The sequence below is a fragment of the Luteimonas sp. MC1825 genome (assembly GCF_014764385.1).
In the GTDB taxonomy this organism is placed as follows: domain Bacteria; phylum Pseudomonadota; class Gammaproteobacteria; order Xanthomonadales; family Xanthomonadaceae; genus Luteimonas.
In genome coordinates this window covers 749270-767965 of sequence record NZ_CP061714.1, presented here as the reverse complement: position 1 = coordinate 767965, position 18696 = coordinate 749270, and the positions used below count along the sequence as shown (strand labels likewise).

Sequence of the window (18696 nt, the reverse complement as noted above, 5' to 3'; positions counted from 1 at the left end):
GTTCCGAATTCCGCGCGTGTCCTGATCGATCAGAACTCGTAGCGGAAGGTCAGCTGTGCCTGCCAGCGGGAGACGCCGGTGTTCACGCCGTCGCCGTTGGTTTCCTGCGTCTGCAGGTCCTGCGCGCCCGTGAAGTGGTACACGTACTTGCCCTCGGAACCGGTCGGGCAGATGCCCGAGGTGATCGAACCCGTGTTGCAGATGCCCGAGAAGTTGGCGACCGCGATGTTCGAGTTGAAGCCGGCGTCCACGATCTGGCCCCAGTCGTCATTGATCAGGTTGCCGACGTTCATGATGTCGAGGATCACTTCGGACTTGTGGCCCTTCATGAAGCCCGGCAGCTGCTGGCTGAAGCGCACGTCGAAGCTGTTGGTCCAGCCGGCCTTGAACTCGTTCGCCGGGGCGTAGCCGCCGGCAAAGCGCTTCAGTTCCGGGTGGCTGTCGAGCCATGCGAAGAACGCGGCTTCCTGCGCGGCAGCGGTGACCACCGCGCCGTTCGAGACGACGTTGGTGAACACCACGTCGCCACGACCGGTGGGCACGTACATCAGGTCGTTGAACGTGCGGCTGTCGCCGTTGGCGTCGTTGTAGAACACGTAGCTGAAGGGACGACCCGAACGGCCCTCGTAGAACATCGAGGCGGTGGTCTTGTAGTCGCCGAAGAACGCCTTCTGGAACGTCAGGCCGGCGGTGAAGCGATCCTTGATGGCATAACGCGAATCGCTGAGCTCCGGCTCGTTCGCGTTGAACATCGGGTTGTTGTTCCAGTTCGAGGTGTTCTGCGAGCTGGTCAGCGGGCTGACTTCCTTGGCGGCCGTGTAGGTGTAACCGACCAGCCAGGACCAGTTCTCGACCAGCGGCTTCTCGAGCGAGACGGTGAACTGCTGGCTGCTGCCCTTGTCGGTGTTGCGGGCGAGCATCACGTCGCCGGCGTACGGCAGGCGGTTGTAGCGCTGCACGCCGCCGGTGGCGGACGACAGCGAGGTCCCCCATGCCGCCGGGTTGAGACCTGCGTTGTTCCAGTACATGACGCGGCCATCGGGGCCGGTGATCGTGTTCGGCGCGCCCAGGTCCAGGCGCTCGAAGTAGATCGCATCCTTGACCTGCGTCAGCAGCAGCTCGGCCGAGGCGACCAGGCCACCGAACGGCAGTTCATGGTCGAACGCCAGGTTGGCCTTCCACACCGACGGCTGCTTCAGGTCGGGATGCATGATGTCGACGTTCTGGCGCGGGCTCACCGAGCCGACGGTCGGCTGGTTGTTGGGATCCGGGGAGAAAATCGGGCCCAGGCCGGACGCGTTGTTGCCGCTGTACTCGACATAGCTCATGCCGGTGTTCTGGTATGCGCCGGACAGCCACACGTTGGGCGCCGCGCCCATGAACAGGCCCACGCCGCCGCGGACCTGGGTGGGACGGTCGCTGTCGAAGGTGTAGTTGAAGCCGAAGCGCGGCTGCCACAGCGTGCCGTCGATCAGCGCGGTGTTGTCATAGCCGTAGCCGCCGAACTGGCAGCCCGCGACGCCGGTGCCCGCGGCGTTCGGGGCGGACGAAATGCAGTCGTTGGCGAGCGGGCTGCCACCGAACGACGGCTTGTCGCCGCGCAGGCCGAGCATGACGCTCAGGTTGTAATTGACCGCCCAGGTGTCCTGCACGAAGAAGCCGGTGTTCTTGATGCTGAACGACGCCGGGATGTCGGCGTAGCTGCCGGTCGGGAACGGCGCGCGGTAGGCGTACTCGCGCGGGTTGCCGGCGATGAACTGGGCCAGGCTGCCGAAGCGGTAGAAGCCGTTCTGGTTGCGGCCGTAGTAGTTGAAGATGTCGTTCTCGGTGTAATCGCCACCGAACTTCAGGGTGTGGTCGCCGACGTACCAGTTGGCCGCGAAGAACAGGCTGTTCTCCTCGGTGTTGACGATGTTCACGTGGCGGTTCTGCTCGGTACCCAGCACAACCTGGTTGTTGCCGTAGTCGATGCGGATGTGCGGCAGGTTCGCGGTCGGCTCGGCGATGGCGTCGTAGTTGCGCTGCGACACCTTGATCTCGGTGGAGAAATTGTCGCTCCAGTCACTGAAGACCTGGCCGACGATGCTCTCGAACGACTTGTTCTGGTTGTACCAGTGCGTGCTCAGCGATACCGCGCTGTTCCAGCTCGACGGCGGGATCTTCGCGACGTCCTGTTCCATCTTGCTGTAGCGCAGGCTGGCGCGATGCGCGTCGCTGATGTTCCAGTCGAGCTTGATCGCGTATTCCTCGATGTCGGTATCGGCGGTATCGGCACCCGTCAGCTGGCCGGCGTCGAAGCCCCAGGTGGTGGCAGCGGCGCGGATCGCATTGATGTCGGTATCGGTGATCTGGCCACGGCCGTACGGGCTGTTCACCAGGTCCGGACCCGGGGCGCCGCGCGTGAACTTCTCGTAGTTCGCGAAGAAGAACAGCTTGTCCTTGACCAGCGGGCCACCCAGGGTGAAGCCGTAGGTCTCTTCCTTGTTGAAGCCGTTGAAGTCGTTGCCGTTCTGGTCCTCGCCCACCATGTCGTCGCTGCGGTACACGCCATACACGGAGCCGTGGAACTCGTTGGTGCCGGACTTGGTCACGGCGTTGACCACCGCACCGGTGCCGCCGGTGGTGGTGACGTCGTAGTTGGCGAGGTCGATCTTGACTTCCTGGATCGCATCCATCGACACCGGCTGGCGCTCGGTCGGCAGGTTGTTCGACTCGAGGCCGAACGGGTCGTTGGTGCCCACGCCGTCGATGCGGATGGCGTTGTAACGCGTGTTCTGGCCGCCGGCCGAGATCGCGCCGTCAGCCTTGCTGATCTGCGAGACGCGCGGATCGAGGCGCATCAGGTCCTGGATGTTGCGGCCGATCGACGGCATCGCGTCGATGGCTTCGCGGTTCACGCTGGTGCCGGTGCCCATCTTGCTCGCGCTGAAGACTTCCGAACCGCCGGCAACGCCGATGGCCGTGACGGTGCCAAGCGTGGTGACGTCGCCCGACAGTGCGGCGTTGACCGTGTTGACCTGGTTGAGGTTGAGGAAGACGTTGTCTTCGGTCTTCGTGCCCGCGCCCGCCTTGGTGATGGTCACCTCGTACGGGCCGCCGACGCGCAGGCCGCGCGCGTTGTAGCGGCCGCTGGCGTCGGTGGTGGCACGGCTGACGGTACCCGACTCGATGTGCGTGATGACGACTTCCGCACCGGTGACAGGCTGGCCATCACTGCTGGTGACCACGCCACCGACACCGGCGGACGTGCTCTGCGCGAAGACAGGTGCGGCGGCAAGCGCGGCGATCAGGCCGAGCGACAGTTTCGACACACGGAAAGCGTTACGACGGGTCATGGCTGGACTCTTGGTAGGCAAGGAAAATTCGGTCCGTGCACCGGCACGGCAGGCGAAGGATATTTGGGACCCCCACACGCCGAGGGCCGCTGCGGCGGCCCACGGGTTAACAACAGATTAACACGTTAGCCGGCCGTGATGACAGTCATATGACGCTTTGGCGCGGCGTGCCGGGAGGCAAGATTCCAGCTCAGGCAATGACTTAGGCATGCCATGCAAGTGATTGAAGCGTGGCTTGCCTCAGGCGGGCAGGCTGGCCAGGTAGCTGGCGACACCGTCGAGCAGCATCTGCACGGAAATCGCCACCAGCAGCATGCCCATCAGCCGCTCGACCGCGATCAGGGCGCGGATGCCCAGCAATTTGTAGAGATAGGTGGCCGAGAACAGGATCGCGGCGGTCGCGACCCAGGCCAGGAACAGGGCCAGGCTCCATTCGCCGAGGCGGTCGGGTTCGCGGGTACCCATCAGCATCACCGCCGCCATGCCCGAAGGCCCGGCCACCAGGGGGATAGCCATCGGCACGATGAAGGGTTCGCCCCCCGGCAGCTCGCCCATCAGGCCCTCCGGCGGCGGGAAGATCATCCGCAGGCCGATCAGGAACAGCACGATGCCGCCGGCGATCGAGACCGACTCCTGGCGCAGGTGCATCAGCTCCAGGGCGTACTTGCCGCCCCACAGGAACAGCATCAGCACACCGAGCGCGATCAGCAGCTCGCGCGCCAGCACCACCCGCTGCCGGTGCGGCGGCAGCGTGCGCAGCATGCTGAGGAACACCGGGATGTTGCCCAGCGGGTCGAGGATGAGGAACAGCAGCAGCGCCGCCGAGGCGATGGTCATGGCGCGGGCGCCCAGACCTGGCCGCGATGTACGGCTCCCTGCGGGGCCAGCAGTCGTACGCAGGCTTCGGCATAACGGGCCGGATCGCGCGCACGCAGGTCCTGGTCCTCGACGTAGGCGCGGGCGCGCAGCGGCGTGCGCATCGGGCCCGGGCGCAGGGCCGACACCCGCACCGGCGAAGCCGCCAGTTCGGCGTGCAGCGTCGCCAGCAGCGCAAGCTGGGCCTGCTGCGCGATGCCGTAGGCGCCGCGGTAGGCAGCGCCGGGCACGGTGTCATCGACCACGAAGACCACCGCGCTGTCGTCCGCCTGGCGCAGCATTGGCAGGCAGGCCTGGGTGAGCCACCAGCGCGCGGTGAGATCGACATGCAGGGCGCGGGCGAAGGCCGCCGGATCGGTGTGCTCGAGCGGCGTCAGGCCGGCGAAGTCGGCGGCGCAGTGCAGCACGCCGTCGAGACGGCCGAGCTGGGCCTGGATGCGCTTGGCGAGTTCGGCATGGTCGTCGTAGCCGGCCCCGGCGAGGTCGAAGGGGTAGTTGACCGGTTCCGGCAGCCCGGCCGGATCATCGACGATGGCGTCATACACGCGGTTGAGCTTCGGGACCTTGCGCCCAAGCAGCACCACGATCGCGCCGGCGCGCGCGCAGGCGTGCGCCGCGGTCGCGCCGAGGCCGCCGGCCGCGCCGGTAACCAGCACCACCCGACCCGCCAGCGCTGCGGGCGTCCCGTCGTCGGCCGCGGGCACGCTCACGCCTTCTGCGTCTCCGCGACCATGCGCGCCAGCTCGCCGGACTCCTGCAGCTCCAGGGTGATGTCACAGCCGCCGATCAGCTCGCCGTGGATGAACAGCTGCGGGAACGTCGGCCAGTTGGAGAAGCGCGGCAGGTTGGCGCGGATCTCCGGCGCTTCCAGCACGTTGACCGTGTGCAGCGTCTCCATGTCGGCACCCGCGGCGCGCAGCGCGCCCACGGTGCGGCTGGAAAACCCGCACATCGGGAACTGCGGCGTGCCTTTCATGAAGAGCACGATGGGGTGGCCGTCGATTTCGGCCTGGATGCGTTCAATGATCGGCATGGTGGCTCCGGCAGGCGCTGCAGGCCGCGCGGGCCCGCGTGCGGGGGACTGTGATCGCGGTATTGTAAGGCCATGCCCATCGAACCCGTCGCCCTGCCCTTCGACCGCACCGCGCTCGAACCGCACATCTCGGGCGAAACGCTCGATCACCACCACGGTCGCCACTACCGCGCCCACGTCGACGCGGTGAACGCGCTGGCGCCCGCGGCCGGCATGGCCGAGGCGACGCTCGAGGAGATCGTGCGCGGCGCGCAGGGCCGCCTGCAGCAGCATGCCGCGCAGGCCTGGAACCAGGCATTCCACTGGCGCTGCCTGAAGCCGGCCGCGGCTGGCGGCGGCGAGCCTCGCGGCGCACTGGCCGATGCCATCAACCTGCGCTTCGGCGATGCGGCGCGTTTCCGCGAGCGTGCCGCGGCACTGGCCACCGCGACATTCGGCTCCGGCTGGCTATGGCTGGTGCAGCGTCCCGACCGCAAGCTGGCGCTGGTGCAGACCGCCAACACCGCATCGCCGATCACCGGCGACGACCGCCCGCTGCTGGCGCTGAGCCTGTGGGAACACGCCTATTACCTGGACTACCGCGACGCCCGCGGCAAGTACGTCGAAGCGTTCTGGAACGTGGCCGACTGGGGCTTCGCGGCGTCGAACCTCAAGTAGCCAGGCGCGCGATCACCGGCGCCACCTGCGCCTCCCGCCCCAGCGCCGCGCCGATGCGTGCGAGTGCTTCGACCAGTTCCGCGGTGTCATCGGCACGCAGCGTCGCGTGCCCCACCTTTCGCCCCGGGCGTGCCTGCTTGCCGTAGTCGTGCCAGTGGCCACCGGCTTCCGCGAGCACGGCATGCAGCGGCGGCATCTCACCGATCCAGTTGAGCATGCAGGCGTGGCCCAATGCGCGGGTCGCCCCCAGCGGCAGGCCGAGCACGGCGCGCAGGTGGTTGGCGAACTGCGAGGTCTCGGCACCTTCGATGGTCCAGTGGCCCGAGTTGTGCACGCGCGGCGCCAGCTCATTGGCCAGCAGCACGCCGTCGCGGCAGAACAGTTCCAGCGCGAACACGCCCACGTAGTCGAGTGCCTCCGCCAGCGCGCGGGCATGCGCGACCGCCGTGGCCTCGACCGCGGGTGTCACCGAGGCCGGCGCCAGGCTTGCCGACAGGACGCCGTCGACGTGCCAGTTCTCGGTGAGTGGCCAGGTGTCGAAGCCGCCGTCGCGGCCGCGCACGGCGACCACGCTGAGCTCGCGGTCGAAGGGCACGAAGGCCTCGAGGATCAGCCCCACAGTGGTGGCCTGCGCCCCGAGCGCGTTCCAGGCGGCGTCGGCGTCGCCGGCCGCGCGCAGCCGGAACTGGCCCTTGCCGTCGTAGCCAAGGCGCCGGGTCTTGAGGATGCAGGGCGCGCCGACGGTGGCGATGGCGGCATCGAGTTCGTCGCGCGTGGCGATGGCAACGAAGTCAGGCACCGGAATATCCAGCGCGCGGAACAGGGTCTTCTCGGCCAGGCGGTCCTGGCTGGTGCCGAGCGCGCGTGGGTTGGGGAACATCGGCACGCGCTCGCTCAGCCATTGCGCCGAGACCGCCGGGATGTTCTCGAAATCGAAAGTGGCTACGTCGATGCGCGCGGCGAATTCCGCCAGCGCGGCCTGGTCGCGGTAGTCGCCGACCACCAATGGTGCGAACTGGCCCGCGCAGGCGTCGGCGCTGGTGTCCATCACCGAGAAGCGCAGGCCGAGCGGTGCGCCGGCCAGCGCCATCATCCGCGCCAGCTGCCCGCCGCCGAGGATGCCGACGGTGGTCATGCCGCCGGCCGCGCGGCGGGGTGGCGTGGCGCGCTCATTGCCGCGGGTCGTCGCTGGACGCGACGTCATCGGTCTGTCGCTGGCGGAACGCGTCCAGCGCATCCGCGACCCTGGCGTCGCCGGCGGCGGCCAGCATCGCCGCCGCGAACAGCGCGGCGTTGGCCGCGCCCGCGTTGCCGATGGCGAACGTCGCCACCGGAATGCCGGCTGGCATCTGCACGATGGAAAGCAGCGAATCCATGCCGTTGAGTGCCTTCGACTGCACCGGCACGCCCAGAACGGGCACCGGCGTCTTGGCCGCCAGCATGCCGGGCAGGTGCGCGGCACCGCCGGCCCCGGCGATGATCGCCTTCAGGCCGCGCTCACGCGCCGTGGCGGCGTATTCGAACAGCACGTCCGGCGTGCGGTGCGCGGAGACCACGCGTACCTCGTGGGCGATGCCCAGCGCCTCGAGCCGCTGCGCGGCATGCTGCATCGTGTCCCAGTCGGAACGCGAACCCATCACGATGCCCACGACGGGCGAGGTGTGGATGGCGGTCATGGCCGTCCCCCGTGGCAAAGACGTATTCTAGCGGGCCAACGCCGAGACGTATCGCCATGGATCGCAAGCTGCTCGACATCCTGGTCTGCCCCGCCACGCGCCAGTCGCTGGCGCTGCTGGAGCCCGCGGGCCTGGATGCCCTGAACCGCGCCATCGCCGCCGGCACGCTGCTGCGCGGCGACCAGTCGCCGCAGGCCGAGCCGCTGCGCGAAGCCCTGGTCACGCGCGACCGCCGCACGGTCTACCGCATCGATGACGGCATTCCGGTGCTGCTGGTCGAGGAGGCCATCGCCACCGCCCAGGCCGCGGATTTCCCGAAGGCATGAGCACCGCCGCGGGCTTCGATCCGCCGCCGGCCGACATGGTCGCCGCCGACGTCGCACGCGCGCTGGCCGAAGACATCGGCACCGGCGACGTCACTGCGGCGCTGCTGCCCGACGCACCCGAAGTCGCCTACCTGCTGTGCAAGGAAGACGCCGTGGTCTGCGGCCGACCGTGGTTCGACGCCTGCCACCGCGCGCTCGATCCGGACGTGGTGATCGACTGGCGCGTGGCCGAAGGCGATCGCGCCCGCGCCGGCGCGGTGCTCGCCACGCTCGCCGGGCGCACCCGCGCCCTGGTCAGCGCCGAGCGCAGCTCGCTGAACTTCCTGCAGACCCTGGGTGGCACCGCGACCACGGTCGCCGCGCACGTCGCCGCAGTGCGCGGCACGGGCGCGCGCATCCTCGACACGCGCAAGACGCTGCCGGGCCTGCGCCTTGCGCAGAAGTACGCGGTACGCGTGGGCGGCGGCGGCAACCACCGCATGGGCCTGTACGACGCGGTGATGCTGAAGGAGAACCATGTGCGCGCCGCCGGTTCGATCGCCGCCGCCATCGCCGCCGCGCGCGCCAGCCAGCCGACGCTGCCGTTGATCGTGGAGGTCGAGACGCTGGCCGAACTGGCCGATGCCCTGGCGGCGGGCTGCGACCGCATCCTGATCGACGATTTCGACGCCGCGACGCGTCGCGAAGCGGTGCGGATCACCGCGGGACGGATCCCGCTGGAGGTGTCGGGCGGCGTGGACCTGGTCGCCGTGCGCGCGATCGCCGAGGACGGCGTGGACTGCATCTCGATCGGCGGCCTGACCAAGCATGTCCGCGCGGTCGACCTGTCGCTGAAGCTCGGGCCGCCTCCAGCCTAGCGCAGCAGCAGCAGCGCCACGCCACCCAGCACCGCGACGACCGCGACCCAGCGCCAGACGGGCGTTGCCTTGCGCGCCTTCGGTGGCGTGGCCGGCTGTGCCGGGGCAACCCCGGGGGCGACCACGCGAAAGCGCAGCACGTCGAACCCGAGCTCGTCGCCATGGTGCGCCCAGGCGCGCTGCTGCACCGACTCGTTGAGCAGCCAGCCATTGGTGGAGCCGAGGTCCTCGACCAGCAGCCCCTCGCTGGTCGGCGTCAGGCGCACGTGCTGGCGCGAGACACCGGGATGGTCGAGGTGGATGCCGCAATCGGGCGCCCGCCCGAGCACGGTCGGCCCGACCAGCGCGAAGGTGCGGCCGAATCCCGCGCCGCCGACCCCGCGCAGCACGAATCGCGGCAGCGCGGGGCGCACCACGGTGGCCAGTGTGGAATCGCCATCGCCGGGTGCGATCGCCAAAGAGGTGGGGGACATGTCTGCTCGGCGGATGGAATTCATGGGGGGCAAACTGCGACGTCGTGCGTGAAGCCCACGCAAAGGCTTGCTCAAAGCAAGGGCTTGCCCCAGATTGCGAACGTATGCCCAGCCTGATCCTGCTCATGATAGCCGGCGCGTTCGCCTATGCGTGGTGGAACGCCGGCCGCGCCGCCAGCGAACGCGCCATCGACGTCGGCCGCAATGCCTGCCACGCCGCAGGCGTGCAACTGCTCGACCAGACCGTGCATGCCATCGGCCTGCGGCTGCGCAGGCGCGATGACGGGCGGCTGGGCCTGGAGCGCACGTTCCGCTTCGAGTATTCGCACGCAGGCAGCGACCGCAACCGCGGCCTGATGGTGTTCCACGGGGACCGCCTGGTCGCGTTCACCGGGCCCAGCCGGGCCGTGGTGGAATCGCTGCAGCAGCTCGACTGATCCGGCGGCCGGAGCGGTCGCCTCGATCGGCGGCTACTTCACCACGCGCAGATGGCCGCGCCGGGGCGGTGGCGTGCCGCCATCGGACGGCGGACGGCCATCCGGATCCTCATCGGTCGCATCGCCCTGGTCGCTCGCCCCGAGGCCGCTGGCGTCCGCGTCGTCAGGCGGCGGCGTGCCCGCGACATCCTCGGGCAGCGCCATGCCCTGACCGGTCTCGCGCGCATAGATCGCCAGGATCGCCGCGATCGGCACCAGTACCGGCTGGCTTACGCCGCCGAAGCGCGCGGTGAAACGCACGGCGTCGTTGTCCATCTCCAGGCGCGACACGGCGCGATCAGCGACGTTCAGCACCACCCGGCCTTCCTTGACCGTATGCGCGGGTACCCGCACGCCGGGCTGCGTGGCATCGACCAGCAGGTGCGGCGTCATGCCGTTGTCGGCGATCCACTCGTAGAGCGCCCGCAGCAGGTACGGGCGGTGGCTGGTCATCACGGGTGCGTCGTTGCTCATGCACGCAGTTTACCGCGCGGCGCAGGACTCAGGCCGGCAGGTCGCGCAGGAGGCGTTCCTGCGGCGTCAGGCTGCGCGCGAATCCCGGGTTGCGGAAGATGCGGTTGCCGTAATCCTCGATCGCCTTGCCGTCCCTGGGCAGCGGGATGTCCAGTGCCTGCAGCCGCCAGATGATCGGCGCCATCGCGCAGTCGGCGAGGCTCATCTCCGGATTGAGGAAGAACTTGCTGGCCTGGAACAGCGGCACCGACGCGGTGACCAGCTCCTTGAGGCGCTTGCGGGCGGCATCGGCCTGCGCCTTGCTCCCCACCTGGATGGCCTGCACCTGCGGGACCCAGTCGTGCTCGATGCGCAGCATCGCCAGGCGCAAGCGGGCGCGCGACAGCGGATCGACCGGCATCAGCGGCGGATGCGGGTAGCGTTCGTCGAGGTACTCGGTGACCACGCTCGAGGCATACAGCACGAGGTCGCGCTCGACCAGGGTCGGCACCGAGTGGTAGGGGTTGAGGTCCAGCAGGTCCTCGGGAGGATTCTGCGGGTCGACCATGATCAGGTCGTAGGCCACGCCCTTGGCCGCCATGACCAGCCGGACACGGTGGCAGAGGACGTCGTCGGCGGAGGAAAACAGCGTCAGGGCATTACGCATGCGCGGACTCGCAGCCATCATCGGACCTTCTCCCGCGACCGGATTCCGCCAGCCGCAACGACGCCGCCTGCCCCTCGCAGGCGGTCGCCCGGTTTCCTTCCCGTCAGTGCACGTCCCGCCAGTATTCCTTCTTCAGCAACCAGGCGAGGAACGTGAGCAGGGCGAGGAACAGCAACACCCACACGCCGATGCTCTGGCGCTTGAGGGCGGCAGGCTCGCCGGCGTACTCGAGGAAAGCGGTGATGTCGCGCACCGTCTGGTCGAACGCCACGCCGTCCTGGCTGCCCGGGGTGGAGACTTCCAGGCCGGCAATCGTGGGCTCGCCGGTGGCCGCGTCGCGATCGCCGTGGATCGGGCGCTGGATGCCCTGCATCTCCCACAGCACGTTGGGCATGGACGCATTCGGGAACACGGTGTTGTTCCAGCCCAGCGGACGCGATTCGTCGATGTAGAACGACTTGAGGTAGCTGTAGATCCAGTCGCCGCCGCGCACGCGCGACGTCACGCTGAGGTCCGGCGGCACGATGCCGAACCAGCCCGCGGCACCTTCGGCCGGCATGGCGGTGAGGATCGGTTCGCCGAACTTGGCGCCGGTGAAGTTGAGGTTGGCCATCACCTCTTCTTCGGTCAGCCCGAGGTCGTCGGCGATGCGCGAGTAGCGCAGGTACTTCAGCGAGTGGCAGGCCGAGCAGTAGTTCATGTACAGCTTGGCGCCGCGCTGCAGCGAGCCCTGGTCGCCCAGATCGGTACCTGCCTGCTGCAGGGGGCCCGCGGTGGCGGCCAGCGCGGAGAACGACAGCAGCATCGCGGCCGCGAACACGCTGGCGCGCGCGAGCAGGGTGGCAATCGGATTAGTCATGCGTCGTCACCCGTTCCGGTACCGGCCTGGTGCTGTCGATCCTGGTCCACAGCGGCATGGTGATGAAGAAAGCGAAGTAGAAGAAGGTCAGCACGCGGCCGACGATGGTTTCGACCGGGTCGGTGCCGGGGCCGGCGCCGATCTTGCCGAGCCAGATGAAGCTGATCGCGAACAGGCCGAGCAGGACCTTCGACATCAGCCCGCGGTAGCGGTACGACTTGACCTTGCAGCGGTCGAGCCACGGCACCAGGAACAGGATGGCAATCGCGCCGAACATCACCAGCACGCCGGACAGCTTGTGCGGCACCACGCGCAACATCGCGTAGTACGGCGTGTAGTACCAGACCGGCTTGATGTGCGCGGGCGTCACCAGCCGGTTGGCCTCGGTGAAGTTGTCATGCTCGAGGAACCAGCCCCCGAAGGCCGGCGCAAAGAAGATGATGAACGCCGCGATCATCAGGAAGAAGCCCACGCCCACCAGGTCCTTCACCGTGTAGTACGGGTGGAACGGGATGCCGTCGGCCGGCTTGTTCGGATCCCAGCGGTTGCCCTTGGGTCCCTTCTTGATGTCGACGCCGTCGGGGTTGTTGGACCCGACCTCGTGCAGCGCACCCAGGTGCAGTACGACCAGCAGCAGCAGCACCAGCGGCAGCGCGATCACGTGCAGGGCGAAGAACCGGTTGAGCGTGGCGTCGGACGGCAGGTAGTCGCCCATGATCCACTCGGTCAGGCCGGTGCCGATGACCGGCACCGCACCGAACAGCGAGATGATCACCTTGGCGCCCCAGAACGACATCTGGCCCCAGGGCAGCACGTAACCCAGGAAGGCCTCGGCCATCAGCACCAGGTAGATCAGCATGCCGAGGATCCAGACCAGCTCGCGCGGCTTCTGGTAGCTGCCGTACATCAGCCCGCGGAACATGTGCAGGTAGACGACGATGAAGAACAGCGAGGCACCCGTGGAGTGCATGTAGCGGATCAGCCAGCCCCACTCCACGTCGCGCATGATGTACTCGACCGAGCTGAACGCCTCGGCCGCGGACGGCTTGTAGTGCATCGTCAGGAAGATGCCGGTGACGATCTGGTTGACCAGCACCAGCATGGCCAGCGAGCCCATGTAGTACCAGAAGTTGAAGTTCTTCGGCGCGTAGTACTCGGTCATGTGCTTGCGGTACATCGGCATCATGCCGGGCGCACGCTCGTTGACCCAGTCCGCCACGTTGCTGGCGGTGCGCGTGATCACGTTGGCCATGGCTTACGCGGCCCCCTGCGGGTCGACGCCGATGACAATGGTGTTGTCGTCGACGAAATGGTGCGGCGGCACCACGAGGTTGGTCGGGGCCGGGACACCCTGGTAGACGCGGCCGGCCATGTCGAACTTCGACTTGTGGCAGGGGCAGAAGTAGCCCCCCTTCCACTCGGCGTCGAACGGGGCCGGACGGATCTCGGCGACCATCTCGGGCGAGCAGCCCAGGTGCGTGCACAGGCCCACGAGCACCGAGATCTCGGGCTTGAACGAGCGGAGCTCCGGGCTGATCGCGCGGATGTACTCCGGCTGCTGCTCCACGTTCTCCGACTGCGGATCGCGCAGCTGGTCGTCAAGGGTCGGCAGCGCGGCGAGGATGGCCTGCGAGCGCTTGACGATCCAGATCGGCTGCCCGCGCCATTCCAGCATCAGGCGCTGGCCCTCGGCCAGCGCGCTGATGTCGGCGGTCACCGGCGCGCCGGCGAGCTTGGCCCGCGCGCTGGGAAGCCACGACTTGATGAACGGAACCGCGGCCACGCCCGCGCCCACGGCGCCGACCACTGCGGTGGTGGCTGTCAGGAAGCGGCGCCGGCCGTGATCGACCGAGCCCCCTTCGACAGGATCCAGAACCCCTTCATTGCCCATCCGCCACTCCGAAAACCGTCTGGTCGCTGATCAATTGGCTGCCACTGCACGACGCTCCACGAGGGAACGCCGGCCACAAAGACAGTGAAGTGTAGCGGAACGCCGATTCAGGGGACAACGCCGGCGACGGCGAAACCCGGAATCAGTTGGCCGACTGGCCCCGATAACGGTCGGCGAGCACGGCGACGCGCTCCACGTAGCGGCGCGTCTCGTTGTACGGCGGCACGCCCTTGTGGCGGTCCACGGCGCCCTCGCCGGCGTTGTAGCCGGCGGCCGCCAGGGTCAGGTCGCCCTTGAAGCGCTTCAGCAGCCACGAGAGGTACTGCACGCCGCCGCGGATGTTCTGCTGCGGGTCGAACGCATTGACCACGCCGAAGCGCTGCGCCGTGGCCGGCATCAACTGCATGAGCCCCTGCGCGCCGACGCGCGACAGGGCATTGGGGTTGAAGGCGGATTCGGCGTGCATGATCGCGCGGATGATGGCGACCTCGACCCCGAACTCGCTCGCCGCGGCCTTGATTTCCGCATCGAAGGCCTGCGTGTTGAGGCGCAGCGTGCCGAAATTGACGCCCGGCGAACCGCAGGCGTAGCAGGTCTCGAAGAAGCTGTAGCGGATCGTGCGCAGCGCGGTCGCCCCGGTGCTGCCCTTGGGCCTGCGGCTGGTGTAATGGCGCACGCCGTCCTGCACGTACGAGTACACCTCGCCCTGCACCAGGCGCCGCTGGCTGCTGCCGGAGGCCGGTGCGGAAGGCGCACTGACCATGACCGGCGCGGGTGCCGCGTTGGCACTGCCCGCGCCCGCGCCACCCATGAAGGTCGCCGGCGCATTGGAATGCAGCGAGACCGGCGAGCCTTCGACCACGTTGGAGGCGCTGGCGCCACCGACGGCCGCGGCCACCTGCGAGGGCTTGCTGGGAGATGAGGGACGACTGGGGCGGCTGCCACTGTAGGTGGTGGCCACCGTGCAGGTGGCGCCCTGGATGCGCTTGCTGACGTAGCTCTGCACGCCGTCGCCAACGTCGCAGCGGTAGATCGTGCCGGCCACGGCAGGCGCCGCCGCCAACAGGCAGGCAAGACCCAAGATTGCCCCGACGTGCTTCATCCCTGCCCCTCCATCACGTCGCAGTCTCCTATCTTCGGGAGGGCTTGCCAAGGCCCGGGAACGTGACGGACGGCGAGGATCCGCGTTGCGCACGCCCCGCCGGGCCACGGCCGGCCGACGCGGGCCAACCGTCACAGCAAACGCGCCCGCGCGCGTGTTCCGGACGCCGGCGCTACACTTTGCCGCCCCTCGCCCTTCCGGCCCGGAATCAGCGCCGCGCCCCGGACATGCCATGACCCTGCCACCACCCCAGACCGACACCGCGCCCGACGACCGCCTGCGTCCCGCCGGCAAGCTCTTCATCGAGACCCACGGCTGCCAGATGAATGAGTACGACTCGGCGCGCATGGCTGACGTGCTGGCCGAGTCCGACGGCCTGGAACTCACGACGAACGTCGACGAAGCCGACGTGATACTCGTCAATACCTGCTCGATCCGCGAAAAAGCGCAGGAGAAGGTGTTCAGCCAGCTGGGCCGCTGGAAGCGCCTGAAGCAGGGCGGACGCCCGGTGCTGATCGGTGTCGGCGGCTGCGTGGCCAGCCAGGAAGGCGCGGCGATCGTGAAGCGCGCGCCGTACGTCGACCTGGTGTTCGGCCCGCAGACCCTGCACCGCCTCCCCGAGCTGCTCCGCGGCCGACGCGAGAGCGGCCTGCCGCAGGTCGACATCAGCTTCCCCGAGATCGAGAAGTTCGACCGCCTGCCCGAGCCGCGCGCCGAGGGCCCGAGCGCCTTCGTCTCGATCATGGAAGGCTGCAGCAAGTACTGCTCGTTCTGCGTGGTGCCCTACACCCGCGGCGAAGAGGTCAGCCGGCCGTTCGAGGATGTGCTGGTGGAGGTCATGCAGCTCGCCGCGCAGGGCGTGCGCGAGGTCAACCTGCTGGGCCAGAACGTCAACGCCTACCGTGGCCCGATCGCGCCTGCCGAATGCGGCGACGGCAACGCGGCCTCGGGCGAACCGCAGTTCGCCGACCTCGGCCTGCTGATCCGCACGGTGGCTGAAATCGACGGCATCGACCGCATCCGCTTCACCACCTCGCATCCGCTGGAGTTTTCCGACTCGCTGGTCGAGGCCTACCGCGACGTGCCGCAGCTGGCCAACTACCTGCACCTGCCCGTGCAGTCGGGCTCGGACCGGATCCTGTCGGCGATGAAGCGCGGCTACACGGCACTCGAGTTCAAGCAGAAGATCCGCAAGCTGCGCGCGGTGCGCCCGGACATCTCGATCTCCTCCGACTTCATCGTCGGCTTTCCCGGCGAGACCGACGCCGATTTCGACAAGACCATGAAGCTCATCGAGGACATCGGCTTCGACCAGTCGTTCTCCTTCATCTATTCGCGCCGCCCGGGCACGCCGGCCGCGGACCTCGAGGACACGGTGACGGGCGAGGAGAAGCACGCGCGGCTGTCGCGGCTGCAGGCGCACATCAACGAGCACGCGGCCGGCATCTCCCGGGCCATGCTGGGCAGCGTGCACAAGGTGCTGGTCACCGGCCCGTCGCGGAAGGACGCCAATGAACTCACTGGCAAGACCGAGAACATGCGCTCGGTCAATTTCGCCGGCCCTGCGCGACTGGTGGGACAGTTCGTCGACGTGCTGATCACCGAGGCGCTCAGCAATTCACTGCGCGGGCGCGTGGCCGGCATTGAAGCGCCCACCACCACCTGACGCCCGGGCCGGAGACACGCCGCCCAGGGCCGGCTCCGCGCACAGGCGCCGCATCGACCCGCTCGGCCTGTGGTTCTGCGGGCTTGCCGTGCTGGGGCTGGCGCGCGCGTGGCTGTACCTGGTGCGCGATGGCGGCACGGCGGGCGCAGTGGGCTGGGCCTGGCTGGCCGGCTCGCTGCTGCTGGCCGGCATCGGGCTTGGCCTGGCGTGGCGCGGCCTCGCCAGGGCGTGAACGCAGGCCCCGCGCCGGCGCGCTACCCTTGCCGACCTATGCCGAACCAACACCAGCGCGACTTCACCCTCGAGCCCGCCGACACCGAGCGCCTCGCGAACCTCTGCGGCCCCTTCGATGGCCATCTCCGCCAGGTCGAGCTTGCGCTTGGCGTGGAGATCGCCAACCGCGGCAACATCTTCCGCATCAGCGGCGATGACGCCGAACGCGTCGACGAAGCCGAACGCCTGCTCCGGGACCTGTATCTCGAAGCCGCCACCGAGACCTTTGACGGCCAGGGCATCCATCTGCGGGTCAGCGCATCGCGCGCGGCGCGCGAGGATGTCGAAGCCACGCGGCGCGTCGCGCGGCAGCGGCAGTCGGACCCGGATTTCGTGCCGCAGGACGTGGCGATCCGCGTCAAGCGCGGCACCATCCGCGGGCGCGGCGGCAACCAGCAGAAATACCTGCACGCCATCGCCACCCACGACATCAACTTCGGCGTGGGCCCGGCCGGCACCGGCAAGACCTTCCTGGCCGTGGCCAGTGCGGTGGAAGCCCTCAACGAGTCCCGGGTGCAGCGCCTGATTCTGGTCCGCCCGGCGGTCGAGGCTGGCGAGAAGCTCGGCTTCCTGCCCGGCGACCTCTCGCAGAAGGTCGATCCCTACCTGCGGCCGTTGTACGACGCGCTGTATGAAATGCTCGGCGTCGAGAAGGTGCTGAAGCTGCTGGAAAAGAACGTCATCGAGATCGCGCCGCTGGCCTACATGCGCGGGCGCACGCTCAACGACGCCTACGTGATCCTCGACGAGGCGCAGAACACCACCATCGAGCAGATGAAGATGTTCCTGACGCGCCTCGGCTTTGGCAGCACCGCGGTCGTCACTGGCGACCTGTCGCAGATCGACCTGCCGAAACACATGAAATCCGGCCTGCGCGATGCGGTCGAGGTGCTGCACGAGGTGGACGGCGTGAGCTTCACCTTCTTCGAGTCACGCGACGTGGTGCGCCATCCGCTGGTGGCGCGCATCGTCAACGCCTACGAACTGCGCGACGCCGACAACGCCAATGCCGCGCCGCCCGGGAGCGAGGCCTCGCCATGACCAGGGGTCCGGTGCGCCTTGACGTCGCCGTGGGCTATGCGCTGCCGCGCGCCGGCCTGCCTGCCGCGGTGAGCTTCCGGAAATGGGTCGCCGCGGCGCTGGCCGGTCGCATCCGCGAGGCCGACCTTGCCATCCGCGTTGTCGACGAAACCGAGGGCCGTGCCCTGAACCGCCACTACCGCGGCCGCGACTACGCCACCAACGTGCTCAGCTTTCCCGCCGAACTCGACGACAGCATCAAGCTGCCCAAGGGCGTGCGCATGCCGCTGCTTGGCGACGTGGTGCTGTGCGCGCCGGTGGTCGCGCGCGAAGCCGCCGAGCAGGGCAAGCGACTGGCGGCCCACTACGCCCACCTGACCGTGCACGGCACCCTGCACCTGCTTGGCTGGGACCACGGCGACGAGCTCGAAGCCGAGGCGATGGAGAAGCTGGAGCGCGAGATCCTCGCCGGCCTGGGCATCGACGACCCCTACCGCGACGCCTGACGGACGCCGGACCGCATCCGGGCCGACAGGCGATGACCGGGACTCAGAGACAGTCGACCAGCCCGTCGTAAAGCGTCAGTGATGTACCGGGCAATGCCGCATACAGCGGCTCTTCGCCCTGCAGTGCATGCAGCAACGCCTCGATGGTAGTGCCCGCGACCAGCGGTGACACGCACAACCATGCCGGGGTCTCCGCCGAAATCCGGCCGCTGCGCCGCGCCACCGATTCCTCGCTCGCGGCGAAACTCCAGGCGCAGCTGCCGACCAGGCCGCTGACGCGGTGCACCGAGCAGACAAAGCGCAACGACTGGATGTTGCTGTAGTCGCCCTCGCAGAACGTGTCGCCGCAGATCGCGTCGAAGTTGCGATACAGCTGGTGGCGGAGCGTGAACCAGGCCTCGAAGGCCTCATCGGTCTGCAGGTAGGCAGCAACATCCACATAGTTGCCCGGCCGCAGGTCGGGGTCGCTCCGGGCGGACGCGGGGGCGGTACACACGACCAGGGCGACGATGGCCGCGGTGGTGCCGGACAGACTGGCGCGTTGCATGGG

General features: G+C 68.6%; 22 protein-coding genes. 8 read left to right on the top strand and 14 right to left on the bottom strand.

Annotated features, from left to right (window positions below; translation table 11 throughout):
* Positions 1–29 precede the first annotated feature (29 nt).
* The 4 genes from IDM46_RS03600 to grxD all read right to left on the bottom strand — a co-directional run bounded on the left by IDM46_RS03600 (position 30) and on the right by grxD (position 5244).
* Positions 30–3335 (bottom strand): carboxypeptidase regulatory-like domain-containing protein, encoded by a 3306-nt coding sequence (locus IDM46_RS03600; protein ID WP_182822431.1) that lies wholly within the window; start codon positions 3333–3335, stop codon positions 30–32.
* A gap of 240 nt (positions 3336–3575) precedes the next feature.
* Complete coding sequence (locus IDM46_RS03595) at positions 3576–4172, bottom strand: MarC family protein (RefSeq protein ID WP_185114830.1); 597 nt, start codon at positions 4170–4172, stop codon at positions 3576–3578.
* Positions 4169–4921, bottom strand: a complete 753-nt coding sequence (locus IDM46_RS03590) for an SDR family NAD(P)-dependent oxidoreductase (protein ID WP_223878017.1) — start codon at positions 4919–4921, stop codon at positions 4169–4171. The genes IDM46_RS03595 and IDM46_RS03590 overlap by 4 nt, the downstream gene beginning before the upstream one ends.
* Positions 4918–5244 (bottom strand): Grx4 family monothiol glutaredoxin, encoded by a 327-nt coding sequence (grxD, locus tag IDM46_RS03585; protein WP_182822436.1) that lies wholly within the window; start codon positions 5242–5244, stop codon positions 4918–4920. Before grxD ends, IDM46_RS03590 begins: the two co-directional genes overlap by 4 nt.
* A gap of 72 nt (positions 5245–5316) precedes the next feature.
* Here grxD and IDM46_RS03580 point away from each other — a divergent pair, with 72 nt between their 5' ends.
* Entirely contained in the window at positions 5317–5901 is a 585-nt protein-coding gene (locus IDM46_RS03580; RefSeq protein WP_185114829.1) for a Fe-Mn family superoxide dismutase, read from the top strand.
* Here IDM46_RS03580 and IDM46_RS03575 read toward each other — a convergent pair.
* Both IDM46_RS03575 and purE read right to left on the bottom strand, forming a co-directional pair.
* Entirely contained in the window at positions 5894–7036 is a 1143-nt protein-coding gene (locus IDM46_RS03575; protein WP_185115247.1) for a 5-(carboxyamino)imidazole ribonucleotide synthase, read from the bottom strand. The genes IDM46_RS03580 and IDM46_RS03575 overlap by 8 nt on opposite strands.
* Positions 7037–7070: 34 nt before the next feature.
* Positions 7071–7577 carry a 5-(carboxyamino)imidazole ribonucleotide mutase gene (gene purE / locus IDM46_RS03570; RefSeq protein WP_182822440.1) on the bottom strand — a complete coding sequence of 169 codons (507 nt, stop codon included), beginning with the start codon at positions 7575–7577 and terminating at the stop codon, positions 7071–7073.
* A 56-nt stretch (positions 7578–7633) separates the two neighbouring features.
* On the opposite strand from purE, the gene IDM46_RS03565 reads away from it, so the two are divergent.
* Both IDM46_RS03565 and nadC read left to right on the top strand, forming a co-directional pair.
* Positions 7634–7903, top strand: a complete 270-nt coding sequence (locus IDM46_RS03565; protein WP_182822443.1) for a Trm112 family protein — start codon at positions 7634–7636, stop codon at positions 7901–7903.
* Positions 7900–8760, top strand: a complete 861-nt coding sequence (nadC, locus tag IDM46_RS03560) for a carboxylating nicotinate-nucleotide diphosphorylase (RefSeq protein ID WP_185114828.1) — start codon at positions 7900–7902, stop codon at positions 8758–8760. The genes IDM46_RS03565 and nadC overlap by 4 nt, the downstream gene beginning before the upstream one ends.
* Here the strand turns inward: nadC and IDM46_RS03555 are convergent.
* On the bottom strand, positions 8757–9233 hold the full coding sequence (locus tag IDM46_RS03555) for an FHA domain-containing protein (protein WP_182822447.1): 477 nt from the start codon (positions 9231–9233) through the stop codon (positions 8757–8759). The two genes, nadC and IDM46_RS03555, sit on opposite strands and share 4 nt — an antisense overlap.
* A 104-nt stretch (positions 9234–9337) precedes the next feature.
* Between IDM46_RS03555 and IDM46_RS03550 the strand changes: the two genes are divergently transcribed.
* Complete coding sequence (locus tag IDM46_RS03550; RefSeq protein WP_182822449.1) at positions 9338–9670, top strand: DUF3301 domain-containing protein; 333 nt, start codon at positions 9338–9340, stop codon at positions 9668–9670.
* Between the two features lie 33 nt (positions 9671–9703).
* Here the strand turns inward: IDM46_RS03550 and IDM46_RS03545 are convergent, their stop codons facing one another.
* The 6 genes from IDM46_RS03545 to IDM46_RS03520 form a co-directional block, all read right to left on the bottom strand.
* Positions 9704–10162 (bottom strand): ClpXP protease specificity-enhancing factor, encoded by a 459-nt coding sequence (locus IDM46_RS03545; RefSeq protein ID WP_223878051.1) that lies wholly within the window; start codon positions 10160–10162, stop codon positions 9704–9706.
* 49 nt (positions 10163–10211) lie between these two features.
* On the bottom strand, positions 10212–10847 hold the full coding sequence (locus tag IDM46_RS03540; protein ID WP_182822454.1) for a glutathione S-transferase N-terminal domain-containing protein: 636 nt from the start codon (positions 10845–10847) through the stop codon (positions 10212–10214).
* 85 nt (positions 10848–10932) lie between these two features.
* The gene (locus IDM46_RS03535; RefSeq protein WP_182822456.1) at positions 10933–11688 is read right to left on the bottom strand and encodes a cytochrome c1; all 756 of its coding nucleotides are present in this window, start codon (positions 11686–11688) and stop codon (positions 10933–10935) included.
* Complete coding sequence (locus IDM46_RS03530; RefSeq protein ID WP_182822458.1) at positions 11681–12940, bottom strand: cytochrome bc complex cytochrome b subunit; 1260 nt, start codon at positions 12938–12940, stop codon at positions 11681–11683. The genes IDM46_RS03535 and IDM46_RS03530 overlap by 8 nt, the downstream gene beginning before the upstream one ends.
* A 3-nt stretch (positions 12941–12943) precedes the next feature.
* The gene (gene petA / locus IDM46_RS03525) at positions 12944–13579 is read right to left on the bottom strand and encodes a ubiquinol-cytochrome c reductase iron-sulfur subunit (RefSeq protein ID WP_182822460.1); all 636 of its coding nucleotides are present in this window, start codon (positions 13577–13579) and stop codon (positions 12944–12946) included.
* Between the two features lie 142 nt (positions 13580–13721).
* Positions 13722–14681 (bottom strand): lytic transglycosylase domain-containing protein, encoded by a 960-nt coding sequence (locus tag IDM46_RS03520; protein ID WP_185114826.1) that lies wholly within the window; start codon positions 14679–14681, stop codon positions 13722–13724.
* 232 nt (positions 14682–14913) lie between these two features.
* Between IDM46_RS03520 and miaB the strand changes: the two genes are divergently transcribed.
* Genes miaB through ybeY form a run of 4 tightly spaced genes read left to right on the top strand, consistent with a single transcriptional unit; the run spans position 14914 to position 18146 of the window.
* Entirely contained in the window at positions 14914–16347 is a 1434-nt protein-coding gene (gene miaB, locus IDM46_RS03515; RefSeq protein WP_185114825.1) for a tRNA (N6-isopentenyl adenosine(37)-C2)-methylthiotransferase MiaB, read from the top strand.
* The gene (locus IDM46_RS03510) at positions 16325–16579 is read left to right on the top strand and encodes a hypothetical protein (RefSeq protein ID WP_185114824.1); all 255 of its coding nucleotides are present in this window, start codon (positions 16325–16327) and stop codon (positions 16577–16579) included. Before miaB ends, IDM46_RS03510 begins: the two co-directional genes overlap by 23 nt.
* A 38-nt stretch (positions 16580–16617) precedes the next feature.
* Complete coding sequence (locus tag IDM46_RS03505; RefSeq protein WP_182822468.1) at positions 16618–17661, top strand: PhoH family protein; 1044 nt, start codon at positions 16618–16620, stop codon at positions 17659–17661.
* Positions 17658–18146, top strand: a complete 489-nt coding sequence (ybeY, locus tag IDM46_RS03500) for an rRNA maturation RNase YbeY (protein WP_182822470.1) — start codon at positions 17658–17660, stop codon at positions 18144–18146. The genes IDM46_RS03505 and ybeY overlap by 4 nt, the downstream gene beginning before the upstream one ends.
* 43 nt (positions 18147–18189) lie before the next feature.
* Here ybeY and IDM46_RS03495 read toward each other — a convergent pair whose 3' ends face one another.
* Positions 18190–18693, bottom strand: a complete 504-nt coding sequence (locus IDM46_RS03495; protein ID WP_185114823.1) for a hypothetical protein — start codon at positions 18691–18693, stop codon at positions 18190–18192.
* Positions 18694–18696 lie beyond the last annotated feature (3 nt).

Coding starts and splice junctions, on each gene's coding strand:
- ybeY (WP_182822470.1), top strand. CDS start 17,658: ATGACCAGGGGTCCGGTGCGCCTTGACGTCGCCGTGGGCTATGCGCTG.
- IDM46_RS03575 (WP_185115247.1), bottom strand. CDS start 7,036: ATGACCACCGTCGGCATCCTCGGCGGCGGGCAGCTGGCGCGGATGATG.
- IDM46_RS03520 (WP_185114826.1), bottom strand. CDS start 14,681: ATGAAGCACGTCGGGGCAATCTTGGGTCTTGCCTGCCTGTTGGCGGCG.
- IDM46_RS03565 (WP_182822443.1), top strand. CDS start 7,634: ATGGATCGCAAGCTGCTCGACATCCTGGTCTGCCCCGCCACGCGCCAG.
- nadC (WP_185114828.1), top strand. CDS start 7,900: ATGAGCACCGCCGCGGGCTTCGATCCGCCGCCGGCCGACATGGTCGCC.
- IDM46_RS03535 (WP_182822456.1), bottom strand. CDS start 11,688: ATGACTAATCCGATTGCCACCCTGCTCGCGCGCGCCAGCGTGTTCGCG.
- IDM46_RS03580 (WP_185114829.1), top strand. CDS start 5,317: ATGCCCATCGAACCCGTCGCCCTGCCCTTCGACCGCACCGCGCTCGAA.
- IDM46_RS03555 (WP_182822447.1), bottom strand. CDS start 9,233: ATGTCCCCCACCTCTTTGGCGATCGCACCCGGCGATGGCGATTCCACA.
- IDM46_RS03530 (WP_182822458.1), bottom strand. CDS start 12,940: ATGGCCAACGTGATCACGCGCACCGCCAGCAACGTGGCGGACTGGGTC.
- IDM46_RS03595 (WP_185114830.1), bottom strand. CDS start 4,172: ATGACCATCGCCTCGGCGGCGCTGCTGCTGTTCCTCATCCTCGACCCG.
- purE (WP_182822440.1), bottom strand. CDS start 7,577: ATGACCGCCATCCACACCTCGCCCGTCGTGGGCATCGTGATGGGTTCG.
- IDM46_RS03545 (WP_223878051.1), bottom strand. CDS start 10,162: ATGACCAGCCACCGCCCGTACCTGCTGCGGGCGCTCTACGAGTGGATC.
- grxD (WP_182822436.1), bottom strand. CDS start 5,244: ATGCCGATCATTGAACGCATCCAGGCCGAAATCGACGGCCACCCCATC.
- IDM46_RS03495 (WP_185114823.1), bottom strand. CDS start 18,693: ATGCAACGCGCCAGTCTGTCCGGCACCACCGCGGCCATCGTCGCCCTG.
- IDM46_RS03550 (WP_182822449.1), top strand. CDS start 9,338: ATGCCCAGCCTGATCCTGCTCATGATAGCCGGCGCGTTCGCCTATGCG.
- petA (WP_182822460.1), bottom strand. CDS start 13,579: ATGGGCAATGAAGGGGTTCTGGATCCTGTCGAAGGGGGCTCGGTCGAT.
- IDM46_RS03600 (WP_182822431.1), bottom strand. CDS start 3,335: ATGACCCGTCGTAACGCTTTCCGTGTGTCGAAACTGTCGCTCGGCCTG.
- IDM46_RS03540 (WP_182822454.1), bottom strand. CDS start 10,847: ATGGCTGCGAGTCCGCGCATGCGTAATGCCCTGACGCTGTTTTCCTCC.
- IDM46_RS03505 (WP_182822468.1), top strand. CDS start 16,618: ATGCCGAACCAACACCAGCGCGACTTCACCCTCGAGCCCGCCGACACC.
- miaB (WP_185114825.1), top strand. CDS start 14,914: ATGACCCTGCCACCACCCCAGACCGACACCGCGCCCGACGACCGCCTG.